28 protein-coding genes and 1 pseudogene are annotated in these 25,586 nt (G+C 58.5%); 8 read left to right on the plus strand and 21 right to left on the minus strand.

The features are described from left to right. Positions 1–59 precede the first annotated feature (59 nt). Both JQR90_RS01220 and JQR90_RS01225 read left to right on the plus strand, forming a co-directional pair. Positions 60–1,214: an NAD(P)/FAD-dependent oxidoreductase gene (locus tag JQR90_RS01220; RefSeq protein ID WP_010796584.1), complete on the plus strand. Its 1,155-nt coding sequence runs from the start codon at positions 60–62 to the stop codon at positions 1,212–1,214. A gap of 184 nt (positions 1,215–1,398) precedes the next feature. Beyond that, positions 1,399–1,671 (plus strand): HU family DNA-binding protein, encoded by a 273-nt coding sequence (locus JQR90_RS01225; protein WP_010796585.1) that lies wholly within the window; start codon positions 1,399–1,401, stop codon positions 1,669–1,671. A 149-nt stretch (positions 1,672–1,820) separates the two neighbouring features. On the opposite strand, the gene JQR90_RS01230 is transcribed toward JQR90_RS01225, so the two are convergent. The 3 genes from JQR90_RS01230 to JQR90_RS01240 all read right to left on the minus strand — a co-directional run bounded on the left by JQR90_RS01230 (position 1,821) and on the right by JQR90_RS01240 (position 5,204). Next, entirely contained in the window at positions 1,821–3,407 is a 1,587-nt protein-coding gene (locus JQR90_RS01230) for a SulP family inorganic anion transporter (protein WP_010796586.1), read from the minus strand. A gap of 200 nt (positions 3,408–3,607) precedes the next feature. Beyond that, positions 3,608–4,318, minus strand: coding sequence for a carbonic anhydrase (locus JQR90_RS01235; protein ID WP_010796587.1), 711 nt, complete (start codon positions 4,316–4,318; stop codon positions 3,608–3,610). A gap of 487 nt (positions 4,319–4,805) precedes the next feature. Beyond that, positions 4,806–5,204: a hypothetical protein gene (locus tag JQR90_RS01240; RefSeq protein WP_434140305.1), complete on the minus strand. Its 399-nt coding sequence runs from the start codon at positions 5,202–5,204 to the stop codon at positions 4,806–4,808. 170 nt (positions 5,205–5,374) lie between these two features. On the opposite strand from JQR90_RS01240, the gene JQR90_RS01245 reads away from it, so the two are divergent. Beyond that, entirely contained in the window at positions 5,375–6,019 is a 645-nt protein-coding gene (locus tag JQR90_RS01245; protein ID WP_434140306.1) for a hypothetical protein, read from the plus strand. 93 nt (positions 6,020–6,112) lie between these two features. Next, positions 6,113–6,583 carry a hypothetical protein gene (locus JQR90_RS01250; protein WP_434140307.1) on the plus strand — a complete coding sequence of 157 codons (471 nt, stop codon included), beginning with the start codon at positions 6,113–6,115 and terminating at the stop codon, positions 6,581–6,583. 36 nt (positions 6,584–6,619) lie between these two features. Here JQR90_RS01250 and ybaL read toward each other — a convergent pair whose 3' ends face one another. The 5 genes from ybaL to JQR90_RS01275 form a co-directional block, all read right to left on the minus strand. After that, positions 6,620–8,326: a YbaL family putative K(+) efflux transporter gene (gene ybaL, locus JQR90_RS01255; RefSeq protein WP_312271299.1), complete on the minus strand. Its 1,707-nt coding sequence runs from the start codon at positions 8,324–8,326 to the stop codon at positions 6,620–6,622. A 304-nt stretch (positions 8,327–8,630) separates the two neighbouring features. After that, positions 8,631–9,692, minus strand: coding sequence for a PA0069 family radical SAM protein (locus tag JQR90_RS01260; protein ID WP_010796592.1), 1,062 nt, complete (start codon positions 9,690–9,692; stop codon positions 8,631–8,633). Between the two features lie 112 nt (positions 9,693–9,804). Continuing rightward, the gene (gloA, locus tag JQR90_RS01265; protein ID WP_122041061.1) at positions 9,805–10,332 is read right to left on the minus strand and encodes a lactoylglutathione lyase; all 528 of its coding nucleotides are present in this window, start codon (positions 10,330–10,332) and stop codon (positions 9,805–9,807) included. 118 nt (positions 10,333–10,450) lie between these two features. After that, positions 10,451–11,476, minus strand: coding sequence for an LLM class flavin-dependent oxidoreductase (locus tag JQR90_RS01270; protein ID WP_434140308.1), 1,026 nt, complete (start codon positions 11,474–11,476; stop codon positions 10,451–10,453). A gap of 196 nt (positions 11,477–11,672) precedes the next feature. Beyond that, positions 11,673–12,404, minus strand: a complete 732-nt coding sequence (locus JQR90_RS01275) for a glutathione S-transferase family protein (RefSeq protein ID WP_150348252.1) — start codon at positions 12,402–12,404, stop codon at positions 11,673–11,675. A 255-nt stretch (positions 12,405–12,659) separates the two neighbouring features. On the opposite strand from JQR90_RS01275, the gene JQR90_RS01280 reads away from it, so the two are divergent. After that, positions 12,660–13,538 carry a YihY/virulence factor BrkB family protein gene (locus tag JQR90_RS01280; RefSeq protein WP_010796596.1) on the plus strand — a complete coding sequence of 293 codons (879 nt, stop codon included), beginning with the start codon at positions 12,660–12,662 and terminating at the stop codon, positions 13,536–13,538. Positions 13,539–13,549: 11 nt separating this feature from the next. Here JQR90_RS01280 and JQR90_RS01285 read toward each other — a convergent pair whose 3' ends face one another. The 11 genes from JQR90_RS01285 to JQR90_RS01335 form a co-directional block, all read right to left on the minus strand. Beyond that, on the minus strand, positions 13,550–14,101 hold the full coding sequence (locus JQR90_RS01285) for a GNAT family N-acetyltransferase (protein WP_434140793.1): 552 nt from the start codon (positions 14,099–14,101) through the stop codon (positions 13,550–13,552). 16 nt (positions 14,102–14,117) lie between these two features. Then, positions 14,118–14,744, minus strand: coding sequence for a LysE family translocator (locus tag JQR90_RS01290; RefSeq protein WP_010796598.1), 627 nt, complete (start codon positions 14,742–14,744; stop codon positions 14,118–14,120). A gap of 24 nt (positions 14,745–14,768) precedes the next feature. Next, positions 14,769–15,035, minus strand: a complete 267-nt coding sequence (locus JQR90_RS01295; RefSeq protein ID WP_010796599.1) for a hypothetical protein — start codon at positions 15,033–15,035, stop codon at positions 14,769–14,771. A gap of 87 nt (positions 15,036–15,122) precedes the next feature. Continuing rightward, on the minus strand, positions 15,123–15,491 hold the full coding sequence (locus JQR90_RS01300) for a hypothetical protein (protein ID WP_010796600.1): 369 nt from the start codon (positions 15,489–15,491) through the stop codon (positions 15,123–15,125). A gap of 178 nt (positions 15,492–15,669) precedes the next feature. Next, entirely contained in the window at positions 15,670–16,119 is a 450-nt protein-coding gene (locus JQR90_RS01305; RefSeq protein ID WP_010796601.1) for an AAA family ATPase, read from the minus strand. Between the two features lie 11 nt (positions 16,120–16,130). Then, on the minus strand, positions 16,131–16,700 hold the full coding sequence (locus JQR90_RS01310) for a GNAT family N-acetyltransferase (protein WP_010796602.1): 570 nt from the start codon (positions 16,698–16,700) through the stop codon (positions 16,131–16,133). 25 nt (positions 16,701–16,725) lie between these two features. Continuing rightward, positions 16,726–17,283 (minus strand): ribosomal protein S5-alanine N-acetyltransferase, encoded by a 558-nt coding sequence (gene rimJ / locus JQR90_RS01315; protein ID WP_010796603.1) that lies wholly within the window; start codon positions 17,281–17,283, stop codon positions 16,726–16,728. Positions 17,284–17,364: 81 nt separating this feature from the next. Further along, a complete protein-coding gene (locus JQR90_RS01320; protein WP_167670405.1) occupies positions 17,365–17,865 on the minus strand; it encodes a GNAT family N-acetyltransferase in 501 nt (166 codons plus the stop codon). 10 nt (positions 17,866–17,875) lie between these two features. Further along, a complete protein-coding gene (locus tag JQR90_RS01325; protein ID WP_010796605.1) occupies positions 17,876–18,187 on the minus strand; it encodes a hypothetical protein in 312 nt (103 codons plus the stop codon). A gap of 18 nt (positions 18,188–18,205) precedes the next feature. Beyond that, positions 18,206–18,442 carry a hypothetical protein gene (locus tag JQR90_RS01330; protein ID WP_010796606.1) on the minus strand — a complete coding sequence of 79 codons (237 nt, stop codon included), beginning with the start codon at positions 18,440–18,442 and terminating at the stop codon, positions 18,206–18,208. Positions 18,443–18,471: 29 nt separating this feature from the next. Next, complete coding sequence (locus tag JQR90_RS01335; protein ID WP_073450055.1) at positions 18,472–19,089, minus strand: glutathione S-transferase; 618 nt, start codon at positions 19,087–19,089, stop codon at positions 18,472–18,474. Positions 19,090–20,197: 1,108 nt separating this feature from the next. Between JQR90_RS01335 and JQR90_RS01340 the strand changes: the two are divergent. The 3 genes and pseudogenes from JQR90_RS01340 to JQR90_RS01350 all read left to right on the plus strand — a co-directional run. Next, positions 20,198–20,572 (plus strand): annotated as a pseudogene (locus JQR90_RS01340) (methyl-accepting chemotaxis protein); the annotation flags it as partial. A gap of 198 nt (positions 20,573–20,770) precedes the next feature. Continuing rightward, positions 20,771–21,475, plus strand: a complete 705-nt coding sequence (locus tag JQR90_RS01345) for a methyl-accepting chemotaxis protein (protein WP_407363422.1) — start codon at positions 20,771–20,773, stop codon at positions 21,473–21,475. Positions 21,476–21,482: 7 nt separating this feature from the next. Then, positions 21,483–22,400 carry a substrate-binding domain-containing protein gene (locus JQR90_RS01350; RefSeq protein ID WP_434140309.1) on the plus strand — a complete coding sequence of 306 codons (918 nt, stop codon included), beginning with the start codon at positions 21,483–21,485 and terminating at the stop codon, positions 22,398–22,400. 41 nt (positions 22,401–22,441) lie between these two features. Here the strand turns inward: JQR90_RS01350 and JQR90_RS01355 are convergent, their stop codons facing one another. Both JQR90_RS01355 and oxlT read right to left on the minus strand, forming a co-directional pair. Further along, positions 22,442–24,031: a gamma-glutamyltransferase family protein gene (locus JQR90_RS01355; protein WP_286790108.1), complete on the minus strand. Its 1,590-nt coding sequence runs from the start codon at positions 24,029–24,031 to the stop codon at positions 22,442–22,444. An 85-nt stretch (positions 24,032–24,116) separates the two neighbouring features. Beyond that, complete coding sequence (gene oxlT / locus JQR90_RS01360; RefSeq protein ID WP_010796611.1) at positions 24,117–25,400, minus strand: oxalate/formate MFS antiporter; 1,284 nt, start codon at positions 25,398–25,400, stop codon at positions 24,117–24,119. Positions 25,401–25,586: the final 186 nt, after the last annotated feature.

A 25,586-nucleotide genomic window follows, 5' to 3' on the forward strand; every position in this document is an offset into this window, starting at 1 on the left:
AACCTATCTGAGCGGGGCGCCCGGTGACGCCACGCCTGAACCAACGCAGAGAGAACGTTATGAGCGAAATTTTACCCCTGGTCATCATCGGCACAGGGTTGGCGGGCTACAACCTGGCCAAGGAATGGCGCAAGCTCGATAGCCAGACGCCTCTACTCATGATTACGGCCGATGACGGGCGTTCCTATTCCAAGCCCATGCTGTCCAACGGCTACGCCAAGAACAAGCAGCCGGATGAGCTAGTCATGGCGGAGCCGGGGGCAATGGCTGATCAGTTCAATGCCCGAATCTTTACCAATACCCGCGTCACGGCTATCGACCCTGGCCACAAGCGAATCTGGCTAGGTGAGGAAGAGATTCGCTACGAAAACCTTGTCCTGGCCTGGGGCGCAGAACCTATTCAGGTGCCCGTTGCAGGAGGGTGCGAGGACGCTTTCTTCCCAATCAACGACCTGCAGGACTATGCCCGTTTTCGTCAGGCAGCTGAAGGCAAGCAGCGCGTGCTGATTCTGGGGGCCGGGTTGATTGGCTGTGAGTTTGCCAATGACCTGCGAAGCGGCGGCTATGACGTGGATGTGGTCGCACCGTGTGAGCAGGTCATGCCCAATCTTGTTCCTGCCCAGGTGGCAGCAGCCGTTCAGAGCGGGTTGGAAAGCATTGGCGCGCGGTTTCACCTGGGGCAGACGGTGACACGGCTGGAGCGCGAAGGGGATGGGTATCTGGCGCACCTTTCCGATGGTGCGACTCTACCCTGCGACGTAGTGGTGTCGGCTGTAGGTCTCAAACCACGGGTTGATCTGGCGCAGGCGGCAGGCCTTGAGGTCGAGCGCGGCATTGTGGTCAATCGCGAGCTGCGTACCTCCCATGAAAACATCTATGCCTTGGGAGACTGCGCCGAAGTGGAAGGGCAAAGCCTGATGTATGTGATGCCGCTGATGGCCTGTGCCCGTGCTCTGGCCCAGACGCTGGCCGGAAAGCCCACGGCAGTTACTTATGGTCCGATGCCAGTAACGGTAAAAACGCCAGCCTGCCCGCTGGTTGTCGCATTGGTCAACAAAGGGGGCAAGGGTGAATGGCGGGTTGAAGGAAGTGGAGCGGATATCAAGGCGTTGTGCGTTGATAGTGAAGGTAAATTGCTGGGTTATGCCTTGAGCGGAGCAGCCGTCAGCGAAAAATTGGCGTTAAACAAGCAATTACCACCCGTTCTGGCGTAGTGACTGAAATACAACGTTACATTCAAGACGCATCAGTCGTATGGAAAAAGCGCTGAATGCGACTGGCGCGCGGGTTTGGGCCGTGCCATGCTCAGAGTGCCTGCTTAAACGCGGCTGCTCCGCTCCAGACAAGGGGTGGAGAGTACGGATACAACAACAATAAACACCTACAAGAGGCATCTTTATGCGCAAACCGGAACTCGCCAGCGCCATCGCTGAAAAAGTCGGTCTTTCCAAGGAACAGGCCAATACCGTTCTCAATGCCGTGCTTGATGAAATTGCCAATGCATTGCACCGCAAGGATAACGTCACGTTGGTAGGCTTCGGTACTTTCCTTCCCCGCCATCGCGGAGCCCGTACAGGCAAGAACCCGCAAACCGGTGAACCGGTCAAGATTCGCGCCAGCAATACCGTGGCCTTCAAGCCCGGCAAGGCCTTGCGCGACAGCATCAGCTGATCTCTCCTGCATTTGCCCGATGACGGTGTGTCAGGTATGCCTGTCTGGCCTTCTTCCGCCTTCCAGACAGTTTTATCCGGTTCTGACTGTTACAAGGCATTTGCTTTCAACTATCCGGCGGGCACCTCTGTACCCGCCGGACACACAGGCTAGGCGGCCGTCTGCACGCCGCCTGTCGAGGGTGATCCGCCCAGCGAAGCCGCTTTATGGTAGCGACCTTCCAGACGACGCTTGAGCGCGCGAGGCTCAATGATCAGCTTGACGCCATTGGACTCGTTGGTCCGTTCCCAGTCTGCCAGCAGCTCCATGCAGGCATGATCGATATAGCTCACGCGATCCAGTGGTACATGCAGGGTTGTACCCGGCTTAACGCCTTCCAGCACTTGAGTGATCTTGGGCACCTTCAGGAAGGTGGCCGAGCCGCTCATGCGCAGTTCTGCCTGGGTCTCGTCTTCCTTGTCATAGACCAGAGCCACTTTAAGGCGTGAGGCCTTGAACGCCAGGGTGGCTACCGACAGGGCAAAGCCTAGAACGACACCCGTGAGCAGGTCGGTAAAGACAATGGTCAGCGCCGTCACGGCATAGATCAGGATAGGCGTACGTCCATACTGCTTCAGGCCTTGCAACGCCGAAGGACTGGCCAGTTTTACGCCGGTATAGACCAGGACGCCTGCCAGGCTGGCAATCGGGATTTGCTTGAGCACGAAGGGGAGCGCGGCGACGAACGCCAGGAGCCAGGCACCATGCATAATGGCCGATGCACGTGTTTTAGCGCCAGCCTGAACATTGGCTGAGCTACGAACGATTACCCCGGTCATAGGTAGCGCACCGACGATACCGCACAGCAGGTTACCGACGCCCTGGGCTGACAGCTCACGATCGAACTGGGAACGGGGCCCCTGGTGCATCCGGTCAACCGCTGCGGCGGACAGCAGCGTTTCGGCACTGGCAATAAACGCCATGGCAACCGCTGCCATGAACAGTGTCGGGTTGGTCAGCATGCCCAGGTCGGCAAAGGTGATCCAGTCAATGGCATCGCCGAGGTTGTCCGGCACGTTGACCCGGTTGACGTCCAGATTCATCCACAGGCTGGCCATCGTAGCTGCCGTTACGGCGATCAGCGCGCCTGGCAAAAAGCGTAGCGAATGTGGCCGTTTCTTCTCCCAAAGCCACATGATGGCGATGGTGGCGATACCCAGCATGGCCGCATAGGCACCGCTGCCCTCGTGTCCGCCCCATTCACCGGCTGCCTGTACGGCGGCCTTCGGAAAACCGACCAGGTTGGAAAGGCCCGACGCTTGCGGTGAGGCATCGAGCATCACATGGACTTGGGACAAGACAATCAGAATACCGATACCGGCCAACATGCCGTACACCACGGCAGGCGAGGTGACGCGGAACCAGGCGCCCAGCCGGGCAAAGCCCGCTGCGACCTGAATGATCCCGGCCAGGATCAGCACCGGCCCGAGGGCCTTCATGCCATGCTGGTTGACCAGTTCGAATACCAGTACGGCAAGCCCTGCGGCCGGGCCGCTGACCTGCAAGGGGGAGCCGGCCAGAAAGCCGACGATGAGGCCACCAATGATGCCGGTCACCAAGCCCTTGGCTGGCGGCATTCCGGAGGCGATGGCGATGCCCATGCACAAGGGCAGGGCAACGAGAAAGACTACCAGCGAGGCCAAGGCATCGCGTGGAAAGGTCTGCTTGAGTGATGCTGCAGAAGTGTTTCCGAGCATGGTCCTATCCTCCGTAAAAACGCATAGCAACCTGTGCCAGAGCCCTCCCTAACCGGCTCTGGCAAAGTCGTTTACCCACACGAAGACGGACAGCGCCCATAACTGCAGGCAGCCATGGGCCTCGTCTGAAAATGACCAGCTATGTTGTTTTTATTGAGGTGCTGGCGACTTCGGCGCGCAAGGCGCGCCGAAGGCTTGGATCAGTTTGAGTTCAAACGGGGACGTGGCGTGGCGATTGGCATCGGACCTTCTCCATCCAAGGGACGGAAGCGGCCTTCGATAGCGTCGTATGCCTTGATTTCACTGGTTTCGATCGAGTAGACCCAGCCGTGAATGAACAATTGCCCACTTGCCAGACGCGAAGCCACGGATGGATGCGTTTGCAGGTGAGTCAACTGCGCCACAACGTTTTCCTCGGTGAGGAAGTTCAGCTCTCCATCATGAGTGTGTTCACACATCTGGTGGTCGGCAACAACCGTTCTGGCAATTTCAGCATGGCGTAGCCAGGCTCTCACAGTAGGCATTTTTTCCAGCGATGCCGGGTTCAACACCGCTTTCATGGCGCCGCAGTCGGAGTGACCGCAGACAATGATGTGCTGGACACCCAGTGCCGATACGGCGTATTCGATCGCCGTCGAAACACCGCCGTTCATTTGCCCATAGGGCGGAACGACGTTGCCAACGTTACGGGTAACGAACAGATCGCCTGGGGAGCTCTGGGTGATCAGCTCAGGCACGATGCGCGAGTCGGCACACGTAATGAACATGGCGCGTGGCGATTGTGCATTGGCCAGCTTTTTAAATAACTCCTCCTGTTCTGGGAACACTTCCTTTCGGAAGCGCTTGAAGCCATCGACAATTTGTTGCAAGGCGTCATCCGCACAAGGGATGTTCATGTTTTTCTCGTTCATGGTCCAACCTCTTTACGTGGACGAAACAACTAACCATTGTCCGATCGGGTACTGCTTGAAGCAGACGCTGCCCACCAACGTCTGGTTACAGCTTAATCCCGAAACCCTCCGGACCACGTAGCGTTGGGCATATGCCCCAGGCTCGAAACAAGCCTAGAGCGCGAAGCTTAATTCACCCTGAAGAAAAAGTAGTGAAAGGAACGGTTTGAAGATATTTCCAAATTTTATTGCGATCAAATAGCCATCATGTGGTGGCTAATTGCTTAAAAGAGGTTTTTGGAGCTATTGAATTTTTTAAGGCAGGGGTTAAATCTGGAATAGTTCACAGATAGAACATTTTTATTCAATGCTGAAGTGAGCAAATGTCTATTGCGCCACATTGCACGGCTTGAAGTGAGATAAAGGTGTAATGGGTTATCAGGTAAAGCAGTACGTCAGTACCAGGATACCGGGCAGGTAGATCATCAACCTGCCCAGCGAAATCCGATCAGCGGACACCGATTCCGCGCATGGCCGCGTCCAGCGCGTTAGCACTCAGGTACTGATGATCGGCGCCCAGACCACTCTGCAGGGCCTCTTCCAATGCAGGACGCAGCCGATTCCACTTGTGCTCATCCTCCATCCACTCGAACAGCTCCTGCCCCAGCGGCTTGATACCCCTGATCTCCGAATCCTTCTCGAACGGATAAGGCGCGTCGATAAAGCCGTTGCGGACCAGTTCATCCGCTGCTTTGAGAATGGCTTCGATGACTTGAGGATCATCGGCAGATGTGTCCTGACGGCGGGCAACGTCTACCGCAATGGTGCGTACCGAGACGCTGTCCTCGCGGGTGCCTGCGCGTAGTACGTCACGGGTGGTATCCCAATCAACCTTCAGCTTTTGCATGGTTCCTCCTGTAATTCAGGTAGTGGCTATAACTCCTGACCACAGAAAGAGGCCTTCGGCTCGTTCCAGCGATCGGCAGTCCACCATTAGACCGGCGGCATGGGCAGGGGTGAGTGTCGGGTGGAACGCAAGGTCCAACCGTTTACACGCCTGGTTTTTCTGGAGGCCGTATGCCGTTGCCTGATATCCAGCTTATCGAGTCGGCTGCCTTGCCATATCTGCTTTCCGTGCCCGAGGGCCTTCCACCCGCGGAAGGTTGGCCGGTGCTCTGTTTTCTGCATGGCTACGATGAGGGCGCGCCCATGGCGATCCATAAGGCGTTGACGGTGCATGGTCCGCTCAACCCGGGCAATCCGGAACAGGTAAGGGAGACCTTTATTGTGGTGGCGCCACAGATGCCATCCAAGGGTGATCGCTGGCATCGCTTTGCTGATGAGGTCAGCCGCCTTGTGGCAGACGTACAGACAGTTCATCACGGCGACCGCAGGCGAACCTACCTGACCGGCTTTAGCTTTGGCGGAAACGGTGTATTCGATCTGGCGCTCTCCCAGCCTGACTTCTGGGCGGCGTTATGGCCGGTAGACCTGACGCGCGTGCCTCAATCCGATCCGCAACGACCGGTCTGGATCAGTGTTGGCGAGGTGACGCGCGGGGCAACGCCTGCCTTTATCAGCCGCCTGGGCCTGACCTCGGCTGAGACCTCCCAGGAGGGAGACCGCCTGTATCTGGATCAGGGGCAGGACCATGTAGGTGCTGCTCGCCTGGCTTATCGGGACATGCGAATCTACCAGTGGCTGCTGGCCAGGCAGTTGTAACATGCATCCTTCCTGGCTTGCCGACAGGAAGGATGCTCAAGGCTGAACTACGCTGTGCAGAGGGCTTGATGTGCCCTTCAAGGAGAACCCGCAGTGAGATTTGCCCGACGTATCGCCCTTGCCCTTCCGGCTTGCCTGCTGGCCACACTAACCTTGGCGGCCGAGCCGTCACAGCCACCGTCCAGCCCTGAAAAGACCACGCAACCGATGCCTGCATCGTCACTAGCCTCGCCAGCCGATACCGGCGCGTCAGGGAGCACGGCTTCAGGCGTGCTGCTGACCATTATCCTGCGGCACGACCAGTCCAAGCCACTGACCGAAACCAAGCAGGAGCTCAGGCGTCAGGGCTTTTTTGACAATTTTCCGCCCCCGGGCACGGAGGTGGTGTCCTGGTATGTCGTGATGGGAATTGGTCAGATCGTGACCCTGCGCGTACCGCCGGACAAACTGCCGGACGTGAACATGGCGGTGGAAAAGGGCGCCTGGGGCTCCTTTCATACCGAGTTCTATCCGACCTATGACTACCGGGAGGCTGCCAAGAGCGAATACAAGTCGCTCAAGTAGACAGGGCGGGAGCCAGCGGGCTCCCGCTGTCACCCATTAGCCGGGATGCGGATGCAGGTCTTCTCCACGCTCCTGGGTGGGCAGGCCCAGCTCGGTAAACATACCTCGAGCAATCTCGCGCTCGCCCATGATGACAACGTTGGCGCCACTTTCCTGCAGGTGCTGCACCAACTCGTCGTAATGGGCGCGGGAAACGATATTGAGGGACGCATTCAGCTCTCGCGCACGCCTCGAGACCTCGCAGGCCTCAATCCCGTTCGGGATGGCGATCAGCAGCGTATGCGCCTGCTTGATATGAGCCTTTTGAAGCACGTTCGGCTGAGCAGCATTACCCAGCACGGCACTGATCTGCTCTGCCCGCAGCTCCTCGATATGATCGCGATCATTCTCGATCACCACGAACGGCATGTGTTCACGGCGCAGGCGAGCACTGACCAGCCTGCCAACCCGACCATGGCCGACCAGGACCACATGATCGGTTTCGGTAATCGGTGGCGGCTCTACCACTTCGGGCGCATGGGGCGCCTTGGCATTGGGAAGCGCCTGCCCTTCGCGTCGCTCGAGCCATGGCTGGAGACGGTCGATAATGCTGAACAGCGCAGGGTTCAGAATGATGGAAATGATCGCACCGCCCAGAATCAGGTCGCGGCCTTCCTCAGGCAGCAGCTCCAGGCTGACGCCCAGGCTCGCCAGGATGAATGAAAACTCACCAATCTGGGCAAGACTTGCTGAAATGGTCAGGGCTACGCTGAGTGGGCGCCGGGCCAGCAGTACGATGATCAGCGCCGCCAGGGACTTGCCAACGATGATGATCAGTACCGTGGCCAACAGGTGCAGCGGGTGCGAGAGCAGCACCTCCGGATTGAACAGCATGCCGACGGAAAAGAAGAACAGCACGGCAAAGGCTTCACGCAACGGCAGGGAATTGTCGGCTGCCTCGTGACTGAGTTCCGACTCGTTCAGGACCATGCCGGCAAAAAAGGCACCCAGCGCAAAGGACACGCCGAACAGGACCGATGAGCCAAAGGCAATCCCCATGGCCAGTGCCAGTACGGCGAGGGTAAACAACTCCCGTGATCCGGTGCGGGCGACACGCTTGAGTAGCCACGGGACTACTCTCCGGCCCACGATCAGCATCAGCGCTACGAAGGCGCTCACTTTCACCAGCGTCAGCAGAAGTTGCATGCTCAGGCTAGTGTCGCTTTCGGCGGCCTTGCCGCCCAGCATGCCGGAGAGTGCTGGCAGCAGAACCAGTGCCAGCACCATCATCAGGTCTTCCACAATCAGCCAGCCGACGGCGATGCGACCGCGGCGACTTTCCATCATCTGTCGTTCCTCCATGGCCCTGAGCAGCACCACGGTACTGGCGACCGAGAGTGATAGGCCAAAGACCAGCCCTGCACCCAACCCCCAGCCCAGGAGGTGCGCAAGGCCCATCCCCATAAGCGTGGCTACGGCAATTTGCCCAATGGCACCGGGAATGGCGATTTTGCGGACCGACATCAGGTCCTTGATGGAAAAATGCAGGCCTACGCCAAACATCAGCAGAATCACACCGATTTCGGACAGCTCATGGGCAATATCACTGTCGGCTACAAAGCCTGGCGTAAAGGGACCGGCCAGTACGCCGGCCAGAAGGTAGCCCGCCAGAGGAGGCAGGCGCAGGCGGTTGGCGAGGAGGCCTAGAAAAAAGGCCAGAACCAGGCCGGCAGCCAAGGTAGTAATCAGGGGCATTTCATGCATGCGGAGGCTCCATGTGGGGCTGGGGCAAAAAGAACCCGCAAGGCTTGGAGACCCAGCCTATGGACTGGCCTCACCATGGCGCTCAGATATTCAAGGCATCATGCACGCAGCGATAAAGTACGCACCGTATTGGAGTTATAGCTACAAAAATGCTGGCGCCAAACCTTATAAGGCCAGGCAGGGTGTAGTAAGGACAAGCGGTAAAGGCTGAAAGTTGCCGTTCTCTTTTCAGCGTGTCTGAATAAAGTGTTTTCAGGGTTATCTCAGATATTTCCCGATATTACGCACGCTTTACCAACAAAGGTCAGAACAGTGGCATCTGCTGACCGGGAGGGCTGAACTGGGTGCAGTCCAGCGAGATGCGTGCTTCGCGACGATTCAGGCCCAGGCGGCGCAGGGCGATACGAAATCGCTGCTCAAGCAGATCGGCAAATACCCCCTCGCCATGCATGCGCGTGGTAAAGCGACTGTCGTAGACCTCACCACCTCGACTCTGGCGAATCAGGCTCATGACGTGGGCCGCACGCTGCGGATAGTGAGCTCCGAGCCATTCCTCGAACAAGGGAGCCACTTCCCGCGGCAGGCGCAGCAGAACATACCCTGCCGAGCGAGCCCCGGCATCATGGGCTGCTTCAAGCAGATGCTCCAGTTCTCGGTCGTTAATCATTGGAATAATCGGGGCACACATGACGCCAACCGGAACCTCGGCCTCACGCAGGGTGCGAATAATCTTGAGCCGCGCGGACGGGGCCGCTGCCCTGGGCTCCAAGGTACGTTTCAGCTCATCGTCCAGTGTGGTCAGGCTGATTCCGACCTTGATCAGGCCACGGGCCGCCAGCTCGCTTAACAGGTCAAGGTCACGCAGGATAAGCGTACCCTTGGTAATAATCGTGGCCGGATGCCGATACCGGAGGAGTACCTCAAGCGCCTGGCGCGTCAGGCGCTGCTCGCGTTCGATGGGCTGATAGGGATCGGTATTACCCCCGATGGCGATGGGCTTGCAGATATAACCCGGTTTGGACAGCTCCCTCTCCAGAGTTTCGGCCAGATTGGTCTTGGCAATCAGCCGGGTCTCGAAGTCGAGGCCGGGCGAGAGGTCCCAATAGGCATGGGTTGGGCGGGCATAGCAGTAGATACAGCCATGTTCGCAGCCGCGATAGGGATTAAGAGACTGTTCGAAGGGAATGTCCGGCGAGGTATTACGCGAGATAACCGTCTTGGCCGTTTCCAGCCGAATCTCGGTTGCCTGGGTGGGAGGAATATCCTGGAACCAGCCATCGTCATAAGCTTCCGACCGGGTAGGGGCATAGCGGTTGTGCGGATTACTACCGGTCCCCCGACCGCGTGGAGGCTTTTGATGAGTCATGACCTTGTCTCAGAGATATACTGTTTGAATATACAGTATATCTTTAGCAGGTGTTAAGCCAGACGGTATAGCCGAAAAAGGCAGGACGGCGCGGAACGCCGCCCTGAAGGTCTTACGCGACCGGCGTGAACTGGATGATTTCTACCCAGTAGCCATCGGGGTCCTTGATAAACGCGATATCTTTCATGCTGCCGTCGGTCAGGCGCTTCTGGAAGGTAACGCCCAGCTCTTCGAAGCGCGCGCAGGCGGCGTGGATATCCGGTACGGCAACGCACAGGTGGCCAAAACCGCGCGGATCGCTGTTACCACTGTGGTAGCTGAAGTCCGCATCATCTTCGGTGCCGTGGTTGTGGGTCAGCTCCAGAATGCCTGGAATGGACTTGCGCCAGCGGTGACGTTCTTCCGGATCCGTCGGGATCTGGGACTTGTCGGCAATCAGCGCCAGGAAGTACAGGCTGAACTTGGCAGCCGGAAAGTCTTTCTTTTCCAGCATGGTGAAGCCCAGGACACGGGTATAGAAGTCCAGGGACTTCTCGATATCCTTTACCCGGACCATGGTGTGGTTGTAGACGTACTCGGCAGTGGCCGCGTCAGGCTGGGCCGTGACGCCCGGCAGGTTGTTCAGTTCGTTCAAGGTCATCGTATTTCTCCAGACGATCAATCCAGACGTTACTTAGATAGCCAGCTTATCACTTTCGCGTGTCGTTTAGGCTGAGTAGACCCTGGCTGTGGCAAATGGCCACGAAGGCCGTTGAGGATCAGGACAATTCCAGCAGAGCCTGCTGCTTTGCCTGCCAGACGATCTCATAGGACCGCAGACGCTCCTTAAAGTCATAGGTCTCGGTATGAATCAGGAGTTCATCGGCTTGGGTGCTTTCCAGCAATTTCTGCAAACCTGCCCGCACCTCATCAGGGTCTCCAATGATGGCCGCTGCATACTGGTCTTCCACGGCCAGCCGCTCTTGAGGCGTCCACTCCATCGTTTCGGGCGGAGGCTTCAGCCGGCTGGAGCGGCCGCGCCCGACATCCAGCGCCTTTTGATACAGGGAGTGCATCAAACGCTTGGCTCTTGACCGGGTATCCGCCGCCATGACGGGAACAGCCACGATGACCCGCGGCCGCGGCTGGTGCAGAGAAGGTTTGAAATGCTCGCGATAGGCCGCTATCGCCTCATGCAGGCGGGCCGGCGAAAAATGCGCGGCAAACGCATAGGGCAGCCCAAGCTCAGCGGCCAAGCGGGCACTGATCAGGCTGGAGCCCAGCATCCAGATCGGAACGCTCAGCCCTTCGCCTGGGGCGCGGGTGAAGGGCTGCGTATTCAAGGCTGATTCCGTGCCCTCGTCGAATAGCGCAAGCAGTTCACGGACGCGCTCAGGAAACTCCCGGCTCGCCGTGATCATGTTGACCCGCAGCGCTTCCATGGTGGCGTAATCCCCGCCGGGAGAGCGACCTATGCCCAAATCGATGCGGCCTGGGTACAGGATTTCCAGCGTACCGAACTGCTCGGCCACGTATTGAGGGGTATGGTTCGGCAACATGACACCGCCCGCTCCCACACGGATACGGTGGGTAACAGCGGCCACCTGCCCAATCAGCACGGCGGTGGCCGAGGCGGCTACACCGTCCATGTTGTGGTGTTCGGACAACCAGTAACGGTGATAACCCCAGCGATCGGCCTGCTCGGCCAGGGTAAGGGTGTTGCGAAGTGCCTCGCCTACCGACTGGCCAGCCGTGACAGGGGCAAGGTCAAGTATCGACAGGCGGGTCTTGGCTAATGTCCGCATGGGCCTCTCCTTGATGATCGGCAGCGCAACAGGCGCTTTCAGACAAAATCCGAGAGTCGCGTACGATGCGCTGCTCAGGCGGGAGAATCAAGGCGTGCAGGTGGTTGATGCCAAAAAGATCGCACACGTCTGGCATGTTCAGACCCGATGGAAACGGTTGGACTGAAGGCCCGGATCTGTCGAGCCTTCAGTTGGATCACACCTCGTCGAGCTCAGGATAATGGCGAAAGATGCCATTTTCGCTGAAGGGCAGGCGTCGATCGGAGGCCAGATAGGCCTTGATATTGGGACGCTGGGCTACCCGGGAGACCAGATCGACGACCTTGGGCATATCCGCCTCGATCCGCTGCATGGCCTTGGGCAGGGCATAACGCAGCCCGCTTACGACCTGAAAGAGCGACAGGTCGACATAGGAGAGTGAATCTCCAACCAGATAGCGATCTCCCTTGGGGTTGTCCTCTAGAACGTGCTCGAAATAGTCGAGAAACTTGGGGATACGTTCCTTGATGAACCCTTCCGCACGGCGCTTGGCTTCCGTCTTCTGGTCTTCGTAATACAGCGAAGAGCCTATGGGATGATGAATGTCGTGGGCTTCGGTTACAAGGTCGGCAAGGGTCAGCTGCAGACCATGGGCCCACAGGCGTAAGGCCTCATCTTCCGGAGCCAGCCCGAGGCGAGGTCCCAGGAACTGCAGGATATTGGCAACATGGGAGACGATCAGATCGCCCGCCTTGAGAAACGGCAGGGCGAAGGGGGGAAAGGGCGTTGCCTCACCGTTCAGATAGGATTCCATGGCAGGCATGCCCAGGCCATCCTCTTCGGAGCCATTGCCCACATCCACGTAGTCAGCGCCGGCTTCTTCCAGCGCGAGGCGGATGAACTCGCCTCGTCCCTGAATGGTGGGCCAGTAATGCAGTTCGTAACGCATTGCTCGTCTCCTTTCAATGAGGGTCTCCCTGTGGGACAGACGATCCCTCCAGGAGTTGTTTGCCTGTTTTCACGAACGAACAGCCGTCACAGTATCGGATTGCTCGGCTTATGGCGGGAAGGCGCGAACAGTCGTTTGATTCTTCTGCGGTGACATCTGCCGCTCAGTCCGGTCTACCCCCTACAAGGCTATGCCTTCACCTTTACAAACAGCCAAGTCCGGTTGCCTGTAGATAAAGTATGAGAGGAGATGGGGATGTTGGGATTCAGTCTTCGTGGGTTGGGCCCGCTGGACGTACTCAAGCGGGCGGTCAAGGAATTCAATGAAGACGATATGGCGACTTATGCTTCGGCATTGGCCTATCAGATGTTCTTTTCGATGTTTCCTTTCATTCTGTTCCTGATCTCGCTGGTGGGCTTTCTGCATCTGCCCGACTTCTTCAACTGGCTACGCGAGCAGGCCAACTATGTCCTGCCGGCGCAGGCACTGGAGCAAGTTAATCCAGTGATCGATCAGCTTCAGCAAAATCAGCAGGGCGGCTTGCTGTCGGTAGGGATCATCGTGGCGCTGTGGTCAGCTTCTGCGGCAGTGCGCTCGCTGATGACGGCCTTGAACATGGCCTATGATGTCGAGGAAGGACGACCCGTCTGGAAGCGGTTACCACTGTCGGTGTTTTATACTATCGGGCTGGCGCTGATGCTCATCAGCGCTGCCGCCCTGATGGTTACTGGCCCGCAGTTCCTGAATTGGCTGACCAGCTACATTGGCCTTGAACAGGTCTTTATCACGGTCTGGACCTGGATCCGCTGGCCCGTTGCTGTGATCCTCCTGATGCTGGCCGTGGCGATCATTTATTACGCAGCGCCCGATGTGGAGCAGGACTTTCGGTTCATTACACCCGGCTCGGTGCTCGCTGTAGTGGTTTGGATTGCCGCCTCCTTGGGCTTTGCCTTTTACGTCCAGAACTTTGGCAACTACAACGCCATGTATGGCGGGATCGGCACGATCATTATCATGCTCTTATACCTGTACATCTCATCAGCAGTGCTGCTGTTTGGCGCGGAAATCAACGCGGTGATCGAGCACCACTCCAACGAGGGCAAAGAAAAGGGCGACAAGAAGCTGGACGAGTAAACCACTCTAAGTTAGGGGCGCTGCCAGTCCGCATGGGTGAGCCGGTACAGGCAGTGCCGGCGCAGGGGGTGGCCAGCAGGGACACGGGGATGATCGAAATCTTCCTGGGTATTTCGCATTCCGAGCCGCTCCATCACGGCTCGGGAGCGGTGATTGCCTAGGGCTGTAAAGGCGACGATCTCGTCTAGCGCCAGTTGCTCGAACCCGATGCGCAAGGCTTCACGCGCGGCCTCTGAGGCATATCCCTTTCCCCAATAGGCCCTGGCCAATCGCCAGCTAATTTCCACGCACGGCGAGCAGGGCAGACCTTCTGAAGCATTCAGGCCGGTAAAGCCGATGAATGCGCCTGTCTCCTTCAGTTCGACTGCCCAGAAGCCCCAGCCCTGCTGTTCGATTCTGTCCTGGATACGCTCACGCTCGGCCTCGCTGCCGGCAAAATCCAGTACACCCGGAAAGTATTCACGTACTTCTGGATCAGCGTTCAGCGCGGCATAAGGGAGACGGTCTTCGTCACGCCATGGGCGAAGCCGCAGGCGGACCGTTTCGTAAAGGGCAGGCTCCAGAGGCGGGCGCATATGGCTACCTTTGTTGCAAGGCCGCCACGGTCAGGCCAGACGTGATGAAGGCAATACCCGCGCCCCAATTGAGACCGCCTACGACGCGTGGGCGATGCTTTAGCCAGCGGGCCAGCCGCGAAGCACAGGAGCCCATGATGGAAAAGCCGATAAAGGTCAGCAAGGCAAACCAGGCGCCGTAGACCAGCATCTGGATCGTCACGGAGCCGCGGGCAGGGCTTACGAATTGGGGTAGAAAGGCCAGGACAAACAGGCCCGGCTTGGGGTTGAGCACAGCCGACAGCAGCCCGGTAAGGAAGATGGTTTTCAGCGGCTGGTGAGCAGCCGGGGTGAAGGTGATCAGGTTGCGCGAACGCAATACCTTGATCCCCAGCCACAGCAGGTAGGCGGCGCCCACCAGCTTGACGACCCAGAACGCCACGGCTGATGTTTTCATCAGTAGCGTCAGGCCGAAGGTGGCGGCTGTGACGTGAAACAGGATGCCAACGCCTGAGGACAGTCCGGAAACGATGGCGGCCCGGCTACCCTGGCTCAGGCCACGGCCAATGGCAAGCAGATTGTCCGGGCCGGGAGACAGGATCAACAACGCGCAGGCTGCGGTATAGGCGAGCCAGATATCGATTGGAAACATGATCAGTCCTTGGATATTTTTTGTTCAGACCCAATAGTGATACAGGCGGATAAAGCCACGCCAGATCATACCCAGCCAACCGGGAAACAGGGTGGGCCAGATGAATGCTGCCAGCAAAAATAATCCCAGGCAGCCCCAGAAGTATCCTGTCCCGAGAAATCCGCCCGTGAAAGCCAGCCCCTGATTGAGCGCAAGCCATAGCAGCGCCGCTGTTACCAGGGTAAACGGCAGGGCGACCAGGAGGCTGATAATGCGGGTTTCAAGTGAGTGTCCGTCGTCCTTGCGGGCCATTGCAACTCCCTATCCATGAAAGGCACCTCCAGAGTATGGCAGTGTTCTGGTTGATCCAGCGTGCGGCAGTACCTGAATCGCGCCTATTCAGACGTTGCCCTTGTTGGCTTCGATCAGGCTAGACAATAGCTCGATGGCCCCTTCAGGATGCTCGACTTCGATGATCAGACGTTTGTACTGCTCATCTTCCAGGTCGATGATGATCGCCCGTTCCGCATGGCTGACATCCCAGAATACCTGCTCGCCCTCAAGGTAGAAGGTCCCGGCCGTCAGAATATTCGGAATCTTGGTGCCCGGCGCCTTCCAGCCTTTCCAGCCCTGCAGGACCGTATCGTCTTGGCGAGCCGCCAGGATATGCGATTGGGGGATCGTCAGCTGGCTCTTGAGTGCCCACAGCTTGTGAATGCCTTTGACGGTGAAGACGACGTTATTGCCTTCGATTTCGATCTCGACCATCCGCTGCTCCTCTCATCAGCCCGTTCTACAATAGGGCTGGCTAATACGTTTCTTGAATAGATAAGGAACAGCGTAGCCGCGGATCGTTCGTCGGGTAGAAAAGTGTCTATGCCGTTTCAAAACAGACAGGCTGGGCCAGAGTGCTCAAGCGTCCGGCACAGAGGATGTTGGCGCTGGGTCAGCCGCCGTCTGGTGGCTGATACCGTGAAACCAGAAAGCGGCCATCCGGCTGTAACACAACGCGATGGATCTCATCGAACCCTTCCTCGAAGCGTGGCCGCTCCAACCGTTTAAGGGTTCCGAAGAGTCCCGCTGGCGGCACCTGGCGGGCGCGTGACTGATTTCGCGCCTCGCAGCCACGCGGGTCCGGCTCGAAAAAATAGCCGATCACGGTAAAGCTGGCCGTTCGAGCGGGCTCGATGTAGCGTGCCCGCTCGGCAGCAGTGGGATTGGTGTTATCGATAACCACCTTCTGTTTGCCTTCCAGGCAGGCCGTCAGCAGAAGCCGCTCACGGTGGCGGGTGCGCAGCATGTCCCGGTTGATACGGACATGCGTGTCGAAAAAGCAGCGTTGGTAAAACGTCGACTTGCCCGCGGCCTGAATGCCTATGAATACGATCAGCTCCATGGCATCACAGTTCAGGCGATCCGGGCATATACGCGGGTGTTGCGTAGCGTGCCGTCCGGTGCCTTGCGCTCATGGTGCAGTGTCCCTTCAAGGCTGAAGCCTGCCCGTTCGCAGACCCGGCAGGAGGCAAGATTTTCCTCATCCGTGAGGATCTGGATGCGCTCGGCCTTGAGGTCAGTGAACGCCAGGTGCGTCATGGCGCTGACCGCTTCGGTGATGTAGCCCTGTCGGCACTGGCTGTCCCGGCACCAATAACCGATCTCCATGCTGGGTACGTTCCAGTCGATATGGTGAAAGCTGGCGCAGCCCACCAGCATACCGGTGGTTTTGTCGATCAACAGAAACGGAAGGTCCTTGCGTACGATAAAGCTCGATGCCGCAAGACGGCAGTAGGCTTCGGACGTATCGACTGATGGCTCGGTCATCACCCACGGCAGCGAGGCCGGAAAGCGGCGCAACGAGGCAAGCGACTCCACCACGGCCGCGTAGACCATGGGGCCATCACCGGCACGGGGAACCCGTAGCAACAGCCGTTGGGTTTCAAATTGTTCGGGAATGGTGCGCAGCAAGGGAGGAGTCATCGCAGTCCTTGGGGTATGTAATGGTTTAGACGCTGCTGGCCGGGTTGATCAAGGCGTTGAGGACGTGATCCTCCCAGACGCCATTGATCTTGAGATAGGCCCGTGCGTACCCCTCACGCTCGAAACCCAGACGCTTGAGCAGCCGCGCGCTGCGCTCGTTATGGGGAATATAGTTGGCCATGATGCGATGCAGCCTGCGCTGGGTGAACATGTAGTCGATACCGGTCCTGGCCGCTTCGAACATGAACCCCTTGCCCTGATGGCTTTCAGCGATGGAATAACCCAGGTGGCAGGCCAGAAACGAGCCCCGGATGATATTGGAAAAGTTGCAGCAGCCGATGATCGCCTCGGTGCGCTTGTCGACAATGCTGAAACAGCAGGAAGCACCGGCCATGAAATCCTGCAGGTTCAGGCGAATCCGCTGGCGAACCGTCTCGGGTGTATAGAAGGTCTCCTCCCGCAAGGGCTCCCAGATGCGCAGATGCTCGCGGTTTTCAAGCTCGAACCGCCGTCGCCGCACGACATCACGCTCGGTGGGGATGATCAGTCGGACCCGCTCTGCCTCTAACGTCAGGATGCTCATGGACTTTTATCTCTTATAAGCGCCTGAGCGTTATAACCGGAACATCACCCGGTTTTGTAGCGTTTTGGCAGATAAACCTCACTAGGCAAGCTCAAGTCGCATACGCTGTGGCTGATCTTCCCGTCCATCAGGCATGACGCGACCGGGCAGGTCGTGTTGCCACTTGAACCCGTGCGCTGCGTATACATGAATAGCCCGCCGATTGGATGTGTAGACATCCAGCTCAAGCGCGATAAAGCCGAATGCCCGGCTGCTTTCGATAAGTGTGCCCAGCAGGCGTGTGCCAAACCCCTGGTTACGAAAGGCTTTGTGAATCTGCATGCCCAGGAAACCCACTGAATCATCCCGGTCCGTCTGACCACAAACACTGGCCGGAAAGATTTCTCCCGAGCCGATAATCTGGCCCTCATGCTCAATAGCTTGATTGGGCCAGCCATGCGCCAGAGCCTGAATCAGGCTTTCCAGAATACGCTCCCGGGCAGGCGGCAGTTGCCGGTGAGTGTACAGCCCCTCCGCGCAGACGGAGGCGAAGAGACTGTAAAAGCCATCAAGGTCGGCAAGCTCCGTCTGACGTATCAGCATACGAGTCCTTTCAGACGCTGCCCTCGCGCTCCACCACCAGAATGCGCGCCTCGCCATGAGGATGTGCGACATGCTCACAGCCGATTCCGGCAAAGAACACATCTCCTGTTTCCAGGCGTACGGATTTCTCCTCTCCGGCTTCGCGGTAATGCATATCGACAACGCCGTCGAGAACAGCAAAGACCTCTTCGCCATCGTTGACATGCCATTTGTAGGGCTGATCCGTCCAATGCAGACGGGTAGTGATTCCGCCCATGTTGGCAATGTCGAGCGCTCCCCAGGCTCGGCTGGCGGTAAAGTGCTTGCTGCGGATGATGTTCATGTAGACCTTGTATGCGGCTCAGGGGTGGAATTGGCCCAACGCGGCCATGAGTGACACGGCCAGCGCAGCGATAGCAGTGGCTCGAACGCAGTTGGCTTGCATCGTCTCGTCCAGACATTTCTGGCCATGAGGATAGCGACCCAAGGTCAGAACCTTGACGATGGGCCAGCCGATCCAGAACAGAATGGCCGCGAAAAGGGTGCCGAAAACGAACTCCAGAATGAAGTTGCCAATGACACTCAGAAGTCCATCCATGGTTCGCCTGCCTCCATCAATCAGTGGTCCTAGACAAAGACCGTTGCCTTGAACGCGTCGAGTGTTTCTGCCTGCGCCGACAGCTCGCGCAGGTGTGGAAAGCTGTCGGCAATAACGGCATTGGGCGTCATGTGCTGGGTAAAGCGCCACGCTACAGCCGTGGTGATGCCAGCCTGATTGATGTCGTCGGCGCCTGCCTTGAGCGGGCGGTTCGCCACTTCGGCTTCCAGCGTACCGTAGGCAGCCAGCAACTGCCCGATTACGCGGTCAATCCAGGGTTCATGCACCTTGTCAGCCGGGCGCAGCTTGCGCTCGTAGACGATCTGGACGGTTTTCTCACAGGCGGTCAAGGCGAGCCCGATGATGCGCAGCGCATGCTGACGCTCGGCCAGATCGCGTGGCATGAGGGTGCGTCCCGACTCGGCCGCCAGCGCCTCCACGTAATCCAGGATCAATGTCGAGTCCATCAGCACCGTGCCGTCATCGCACACCAGTGACGGTGCCTTCACGACCGGGTTGATTGACCGGAACTCCTCGAAGGCGCTGAAGACCGAAAGGGGATTGTGCTCGAAGGGCTGGTCCAGCAGGTTCAGCGAGACGGCTACGCGACGGACGTAGGGCGAGTCGAACATTCCGATCAGTTGCATGGTGGCTCCTGTGAGGTAGAGGCAAATCCCTTTCCTTATAACGGCTGCCGAGGCGGACTGCACGCGTTGTGCTCGTGCCTTGGATGTCAGGTACAGGCCCCTGAAGCATGGAGACCGCACTGTGCGCTGGGACAGGCGTTCAGAACAGCCATGACCGTTCGTCGCCAGGACTAACTGGTCCATCTAAAGCACATCCGCTCTAGCCTGCGGTTGCCTGGTGGCCAACGGCTGCCATTGATCCCCAGCCCCTTCAAAACCGCTGAAAATGACCTTCAGGCCGCTTCAGTCGGCATGATGTCAAGCCGATAGCCTGGAAGTGAAAAGCCAGAATGCCTTCGATTCTGGCACCTCGCGCCGTGTTGTTGACCCCTGAATAATGACAAACGTACGGGTTACTATCATGACCATCCTCCAACGTGTGATTGGTGGTTTTGCGCTGCTGTTAGTACTGCTGCTCTCCATCGTGGGCATCAGCTACCAGAGCACGCATTCCATCAGTGACCGGCTTTCCATCATTACCGGGCAATCGGCGCCGCTCAGTCAGGCCGCCAGTGAGCTCAACGTGCATATCTTGCGCGCCAATCAGGCTGTACTGGCCGTTCTTATCAGCCGTGACGGCCAACAGATTGCCGAAGGCAAGAAGCCCTTCGATGATAGCCTGGGGCGTTTCAATGAGCTCCTGGGAACCACGGTGCGTTACATTGACGATCGTCCCGAACTCAAGGAAAACCTGACTCAGCAGCGTGAGCTGAGCACGGCCTATGCCGAGCAGGCTGCCACGCTGATGAAGCTGCACGGCCAGCAGGTTGCCCTGAACATCCAGGCCCGTACGCTGCAAGGTTTTGCGACTCAGGAAGGCACGCGGCTGTCCAATATGCTGCGGGATTACATGGCCAGGCAGCGTGCCAATGGGTCCACTGACAGTGCAGCCGCTGCCGAGGCGCTGCTGCTGGAAATCGGTAAGACCTATGACCAGTTCGCCGGGCATGCGGCTGTTTCTGATATCGACAAGCTCAAACGCGCCTTGACGCTTCAGGATGAGGTCATCCGTGATCGACTCAAGGTGTTTGTCGCGCAGGATGGTCGGACTGGCCGGATTGTGACGGTGATGGTGAACCATTTGTTAAGGGACCTGACCGCTAACGATGGCCTTTTCTACATCTACCAGCAGGACGCAGCGCTGGCAGGGCAGGTTGCAGCCCAGCGTCAGGCTGTAGACGGCAATCTGCAAGCCGTGCTGGGCAAGATCGCTGAGTTTGGCAGTCAGGCCGTTGCCGTGGCCAACAGTGCCAAGGCCGGTGCCGATTCGACCATTTCCACCAGCCGCAGCCTGTTGCTGGTCGCTTGCGTCCTGGCTGTTCTGGCTGCCGTCCTGATCGGTGGTTGGGTCGCGCACAGTATCCGGCGTCCGCTGGCAACCTTCCGCGAGGTGCTCAAGCAGGTCACGAGCGGTGACATGCGCGTGCGCTTCGATGTCTCCCGCAAGGATGAGTTTGGCGAGCTGGGCGGCTATCTGAACGAGCTGACCGCCTCCCTGCAGGACACGCTGCGTGAGCTGACCCGCTCAGCCGACAGCCTGGCGCAGACGGCGGACAGTAATGCCGAGATCAGCGAGCGCACCACGCGTGCCGTGGATGAGCAGCGTGATCGCCTCAACTCTGCCGCCTCGGCCATGACCGAGATGGAAAGTACCGTGCATGAGGTCGCCAGACGGGCCAACGATACCCGTCAGGCGGTAGACGACACCCATGAGCTGACCAGTAAGGTGCAGGAGCGCGTCGCCGAAACCATCAGCAGCATTCGTCTGCAGGCCGACCAGATCAACAAGGCCTCGCTGGAAACCGACGAGCTTCAGGGCTACGGCAAGCAGATCGATGGCATTGTGGATGCGATTCGCACCATCGCCGAGCAGACCAACCTGCTGGCCCTCAACGCGGCCATCGAGGCGGCGCGCGCCGGTGAGCAGGGGCGTGGGTTTGCCGTGGTGGCGGACGAGGTGCGCTCCCTGGCGAGTCGTACACAGACCTCCACCAGCGAGATCCAGAAGATGATCGAGCAGATGCAGGGCAAGATCCACTCGGTCGTGAAGGTCATGAACGAGAGCCAGACCCAGTCCAACGACTGTGTTCGCCTGGCCTCCGGCGCAGATGAGCTGCTGGGCTCCATGAGCAGCGCGGTGAACAGCATCCGTGACATGAACATCCAGATCGCGGCGGCCACTGAAGAGCAAAGCGCGACCGTGCAGGAAACCAGCCGCATGGTCACGTACATCAACGATGCGGCCCAGCTGGCCGCCGAGGGTGCCGAGCGTACCGCACAAAGCAGCCAGGACCTGTCCGAAATGGCTCAGGTGCAGCGTCGGCTACTTCATCATTTCAGCGTGTGAGGCGAACATGAAACACTGGATGACCTCTCTACTCAGTGCCGGCCTGCTCCTGAGCAGTCTGGCCCAGGCCGCCACGCCCCTGATCGGCGTGGGTGTCGCCAAGAACAACGACAACTTCCAGGTCCTGCTGCGCAATAACGTACAGCGCCACGCCAGCAGTCTGGAGGCCGATGTCTTTATGGAGGATGCGCAGGATAACGGCACCTTGCAGATGCGACAGATTCGCAACCTGATCGCCTCTAAGGTGGATGCCATTATCGTGACCGTGGTGGACATGAAAACCGCACCGGAAATGACCCGGCTCGCCAACGAGGCGAAGATTCCGCTGGTTTTCATCAACCGTAATCCCGAACCAGCCGCCTGGGCGCCGCAGACTGCGTTCGTCGGTTCGAATGAGATCGAGTCAGGCACCTTGCAAATGGAAGAGCTGGCGCGCCGGGCCAACTACAAGGGCAACGTCGTTATTCTGGTTGGCGATCCAGGCAACAAGGCTTCGAAAATTCGTACCGAAGACGTAGAGAACGTTGTGGCCAAATATCCGAACATGAAGATCGTACAGAAGACCATTGCCCACTGGCAGCGTAGCGAGGCGGCGAGCACTGTCATGGACTGGCTCAAGCAAGGCGTGAGCTTTGACATCATCGCCGCAAATAATGATGAGATGGCTATCGGCGCTGTGATGGGGCTGGAGAAGGCAGGCAAGAATCCCAAGGACTACCTGATCGGCGGTATCGACGGCACACCCGATGCGCTCAAGTTGATGGATCAGGGCAAGCTGACCGTCAGCGTACTCCAGGATGCGGCAGGGCAAGCCAACGGTGCCGTAGAGGTTGCACTGCACATGATCCGGGGTGAGCGGGTCGAGCCTGCGAACTGGGTGCCTTTCAAGCTGATCACACCGGAAAACCGCAGTCAGTTCCAGTAACACAGACGAAAAAAGACCGGGCCAGGCCCGGTCTTTTCATATCAGTACCCTGCTGCCGCGCCGTTGCTACGGGGATCAAACGCGCCCTCGAACACACCGCTCGGATGGCGTACGGCCGCACCGGCATGGCCCATGGTCTCGCTGAAGGGGGGCAGGCTTTCCACGTCATGACCGCGCGCGCGCAGCGCCTCGAACACGTCTGCCGTAAAGCGGGACTCGAGCTTGAGCGTATCGGTGCTTTCACCCCAGGTCCGACCCAGCAGCCAGCGGGGCGCAGTGACTGCCTGCTGGAGCGGCTGATTGAAGATGGCGTAGCGGCTGAAAACCGCTGCCTGAGTTTGCGGCTGGCCATCGCCACCCATGGTGCCGTACACCAGGGTTCTTCCATCCTGGAGCCGTGCCGCGGCGGGGTTGAGGGTGTGAAAGGGCTTCTTGCCAGGCATGAGGGCCAGCAGATGATTGGGGTCCAGACTGAACGATGCGCCCCGGTTCTGCCAGTTGAGACCACTGGCTGGCAAGACCACACCGCTGCCGAACTCATGGTAGATGCTTTGGATAAACGAAACGGCCAGCCCGTTCCCATCGATCACGCCCATCCAAATGGTATCACCCGGCCCTTTGCCTTCGCCCCAGGGCGCCGCCTTTTGCGGGTCGATGGCCGCGGCCAGTCCTTCAAGATAGTCGGGGGTGAGGCACGCTTGTGGATCGATGGTCATGTGCTCGGGGTCGGTAATGTGCTCATCGCGTACCCGGAAGGCCAGTTTGGTCGCCTCGACCAGCGTATGAATGTGCTCGGCGCTGTCGGCCGTGCAGCTGTCCAGCCCGGCGTGGTCGGCAATGCCAAGAATGAGCTGGGAAACCAGACCCTGGGATGGAGGTGTCAGGTTGTAGACCATCCCGGCGCTATGCTGAAGCGCCAGTGGCTTTACCCGGCGGGCGTAGTAGGCGGCCAGATCATTGCGTGAAACAGGAGAGCCCAGCGCCTCCAGATCATGGGCGATACTGGCTGCCAGGGCGCCACGGTAGAAGGTATCCAGCCCTTCTTCCGCCAGCTGATGCAGGGTGGCGGCCAGTCGTGGTTGTCTGAATAGGCTTCCGGCTACGGGTGCCTCGCCATTTTCCAGAAAGGTTTCGGCAAAGCCGGGAACAGACTCCAACTCGTGCCGCTTGCTGGAGGTGGCAAGATGCTGGGACAGCGTGACCGGAATACCGTCTGCGGCGTAATGGATGGCATCAGCCAGAAGGCGTGGTAATGGCATCTTACCGCCCAGCTCCCCGGAAACCGCCAACGCCTCCTGCCAGCCACCAACTGTGCCCGCAACGGTAAGCGCGGCTTTCGGGCCGCGTGTTGGAATACGATCCATACCCGCGTAGTGCTCGAGGGTGGCGTGGCTGCCTGCCGGGCCGCTGGCATCAATGGCAACCGGATCACCTTCAGGCGGAACGATCAGCCAGAAGCCATCCCCACCCAGGCTGTTCATATGGGGATAGACAACGGCAATGCTGGCCGCCGCGGCGACCATGGCCTCGATGGCATTGCCACCTTCACGCAGCACGGCCAGGGCCGATTGAGCAGCAAGACTGTGAGGAGCGACGGCAATTCCGCGGGCAGCAACAGTGGTATTAAGCATTCTTCTTTTCCTTGACGAACAAAGGGTCCCGCCGGGAGAGCAGAGGGGGAGACTCCGCTTATCTGGAGCCTCCCAGCCACTTCAGTTAAGCGACGCTGGAGTTCTTGGCGAGCCATTGACGGCGCATGCGTTTGAGCACGAACAGGGCCAGGGCCGCTGTGATCAGGTCAAAGCTGATGGCCACGGCGAACACCGGCATCCAGCTGTCTGTGGACTGGTGGAGCAGGGCGGCCATCGGACCGCCAAAGATGGAGCCGATCCCTTGAGCCATGTACAGGAAACCGTAATTGGTCGTGGCGTTGCGGGTGCCAAAGGTGTCGGTCAGGGTGGAGGGAAACAGGGAGAAGATTTCGCCCCAGCCCAGGAAGACTACACCGGAGAGCAATACGAACAGCACAGGGTTATCGCTGGTCAGTAGCCACAGGGTCATGGCAATGCCTTCTGCGAAAAAGGCGAAGGCCATAGTGTTTTCGCGGCCATATCGGTCCGAGATCCAGCCAAACAGCGGGCGGGTCAGGCCATTGCAGACACGGTCGATGGTCATTGCGAGCGGCAGTGCAGCCATGCCAAAGACCATGACACCGGTCATGCCAAAATCCTTGGCAAAGCTGGCCATCTGCGACGTTACCATCAGGCCTGAGGTCGACATCATCGCGAACATGGCAAACATGAGCCAGAACAGCGGCGTCTTGAGCATAGCCTTGGGTGCAATGTCCGGTGCGGTGCTGGAGGCAGGGCTGGTGTCGGCAATCCGCTCTGCCAACTCGGCTGGCGGTTGGCGCAGGAACTGTGCGGCGAGCAGGCCGACAATCCCTAGGATCAGACCAAAGGTGACCAGGGTATTTTCCATGCCAGCCGCTGCGAGGCTATTGCTGATGGGAAAGGTCGTGATCATCGCACCCATGCCGTAACCTGCGGCAACCGCACCGGCTGCCAGCCCCCGGTGATCAGGAAACCAGCGAACCATCAAGCCAACGATGCCCACATACACGATGCCGGTTCCCAAGCCCCCCATTAGGCCGTAGGTCAGGTAGATCATGGCGAGTGAATTGGCCTGACTTGCCAGAATCCAGGACAGCCCTGTGAGGGCACAACCAAAGGCGATCAGTTTGCGTAAGCCGAAACGGTCAATCAGAAAACCTTGTACTGGCGAGAAAAACGTTTGCAGGACGATCAGAATGGAAAAGGTAATCTGGATCTGAGCCAGTGAGACACCCAGCTTTTGGGTCAATGGCGCCGTAAACAATGTCCAGACATATTGCGGGCTTGAAATGGCCATCATGCAGACAACGCCTGCGGCCAGTTGAAACCAGCGAGTGCCCAGAGCGCTGCCTGGCGCGCGACTATCTACCAATATCTTCGTATTCATGGAAGTTTCCGAGGGCTATATAACGATATGAATACGAGAGCAATGGATATGCCAGCTTTATATATTCCTTATGTTTTAAGGTGTTGGCGTTAAAATATAAGGATATGTTCATCCATAAGTATAATTTGCTGCTCTAACTTGGTGCGCTTGGCACTTTTTTGAAGCTATTTAATATCTTTGTGAAAT

The sequence above is a fragment of the Pseudomonas sp. JZ114 genome (assembly GCF_051027705.1).
Taxonomy (GTDB): domain Bacteria; phylum Pseudomonadota; class Gammaproteobacteria; order Pseudomonadales; family Pseudomonadaceae; genus Chryseomonas; species Chryseomonas luteola.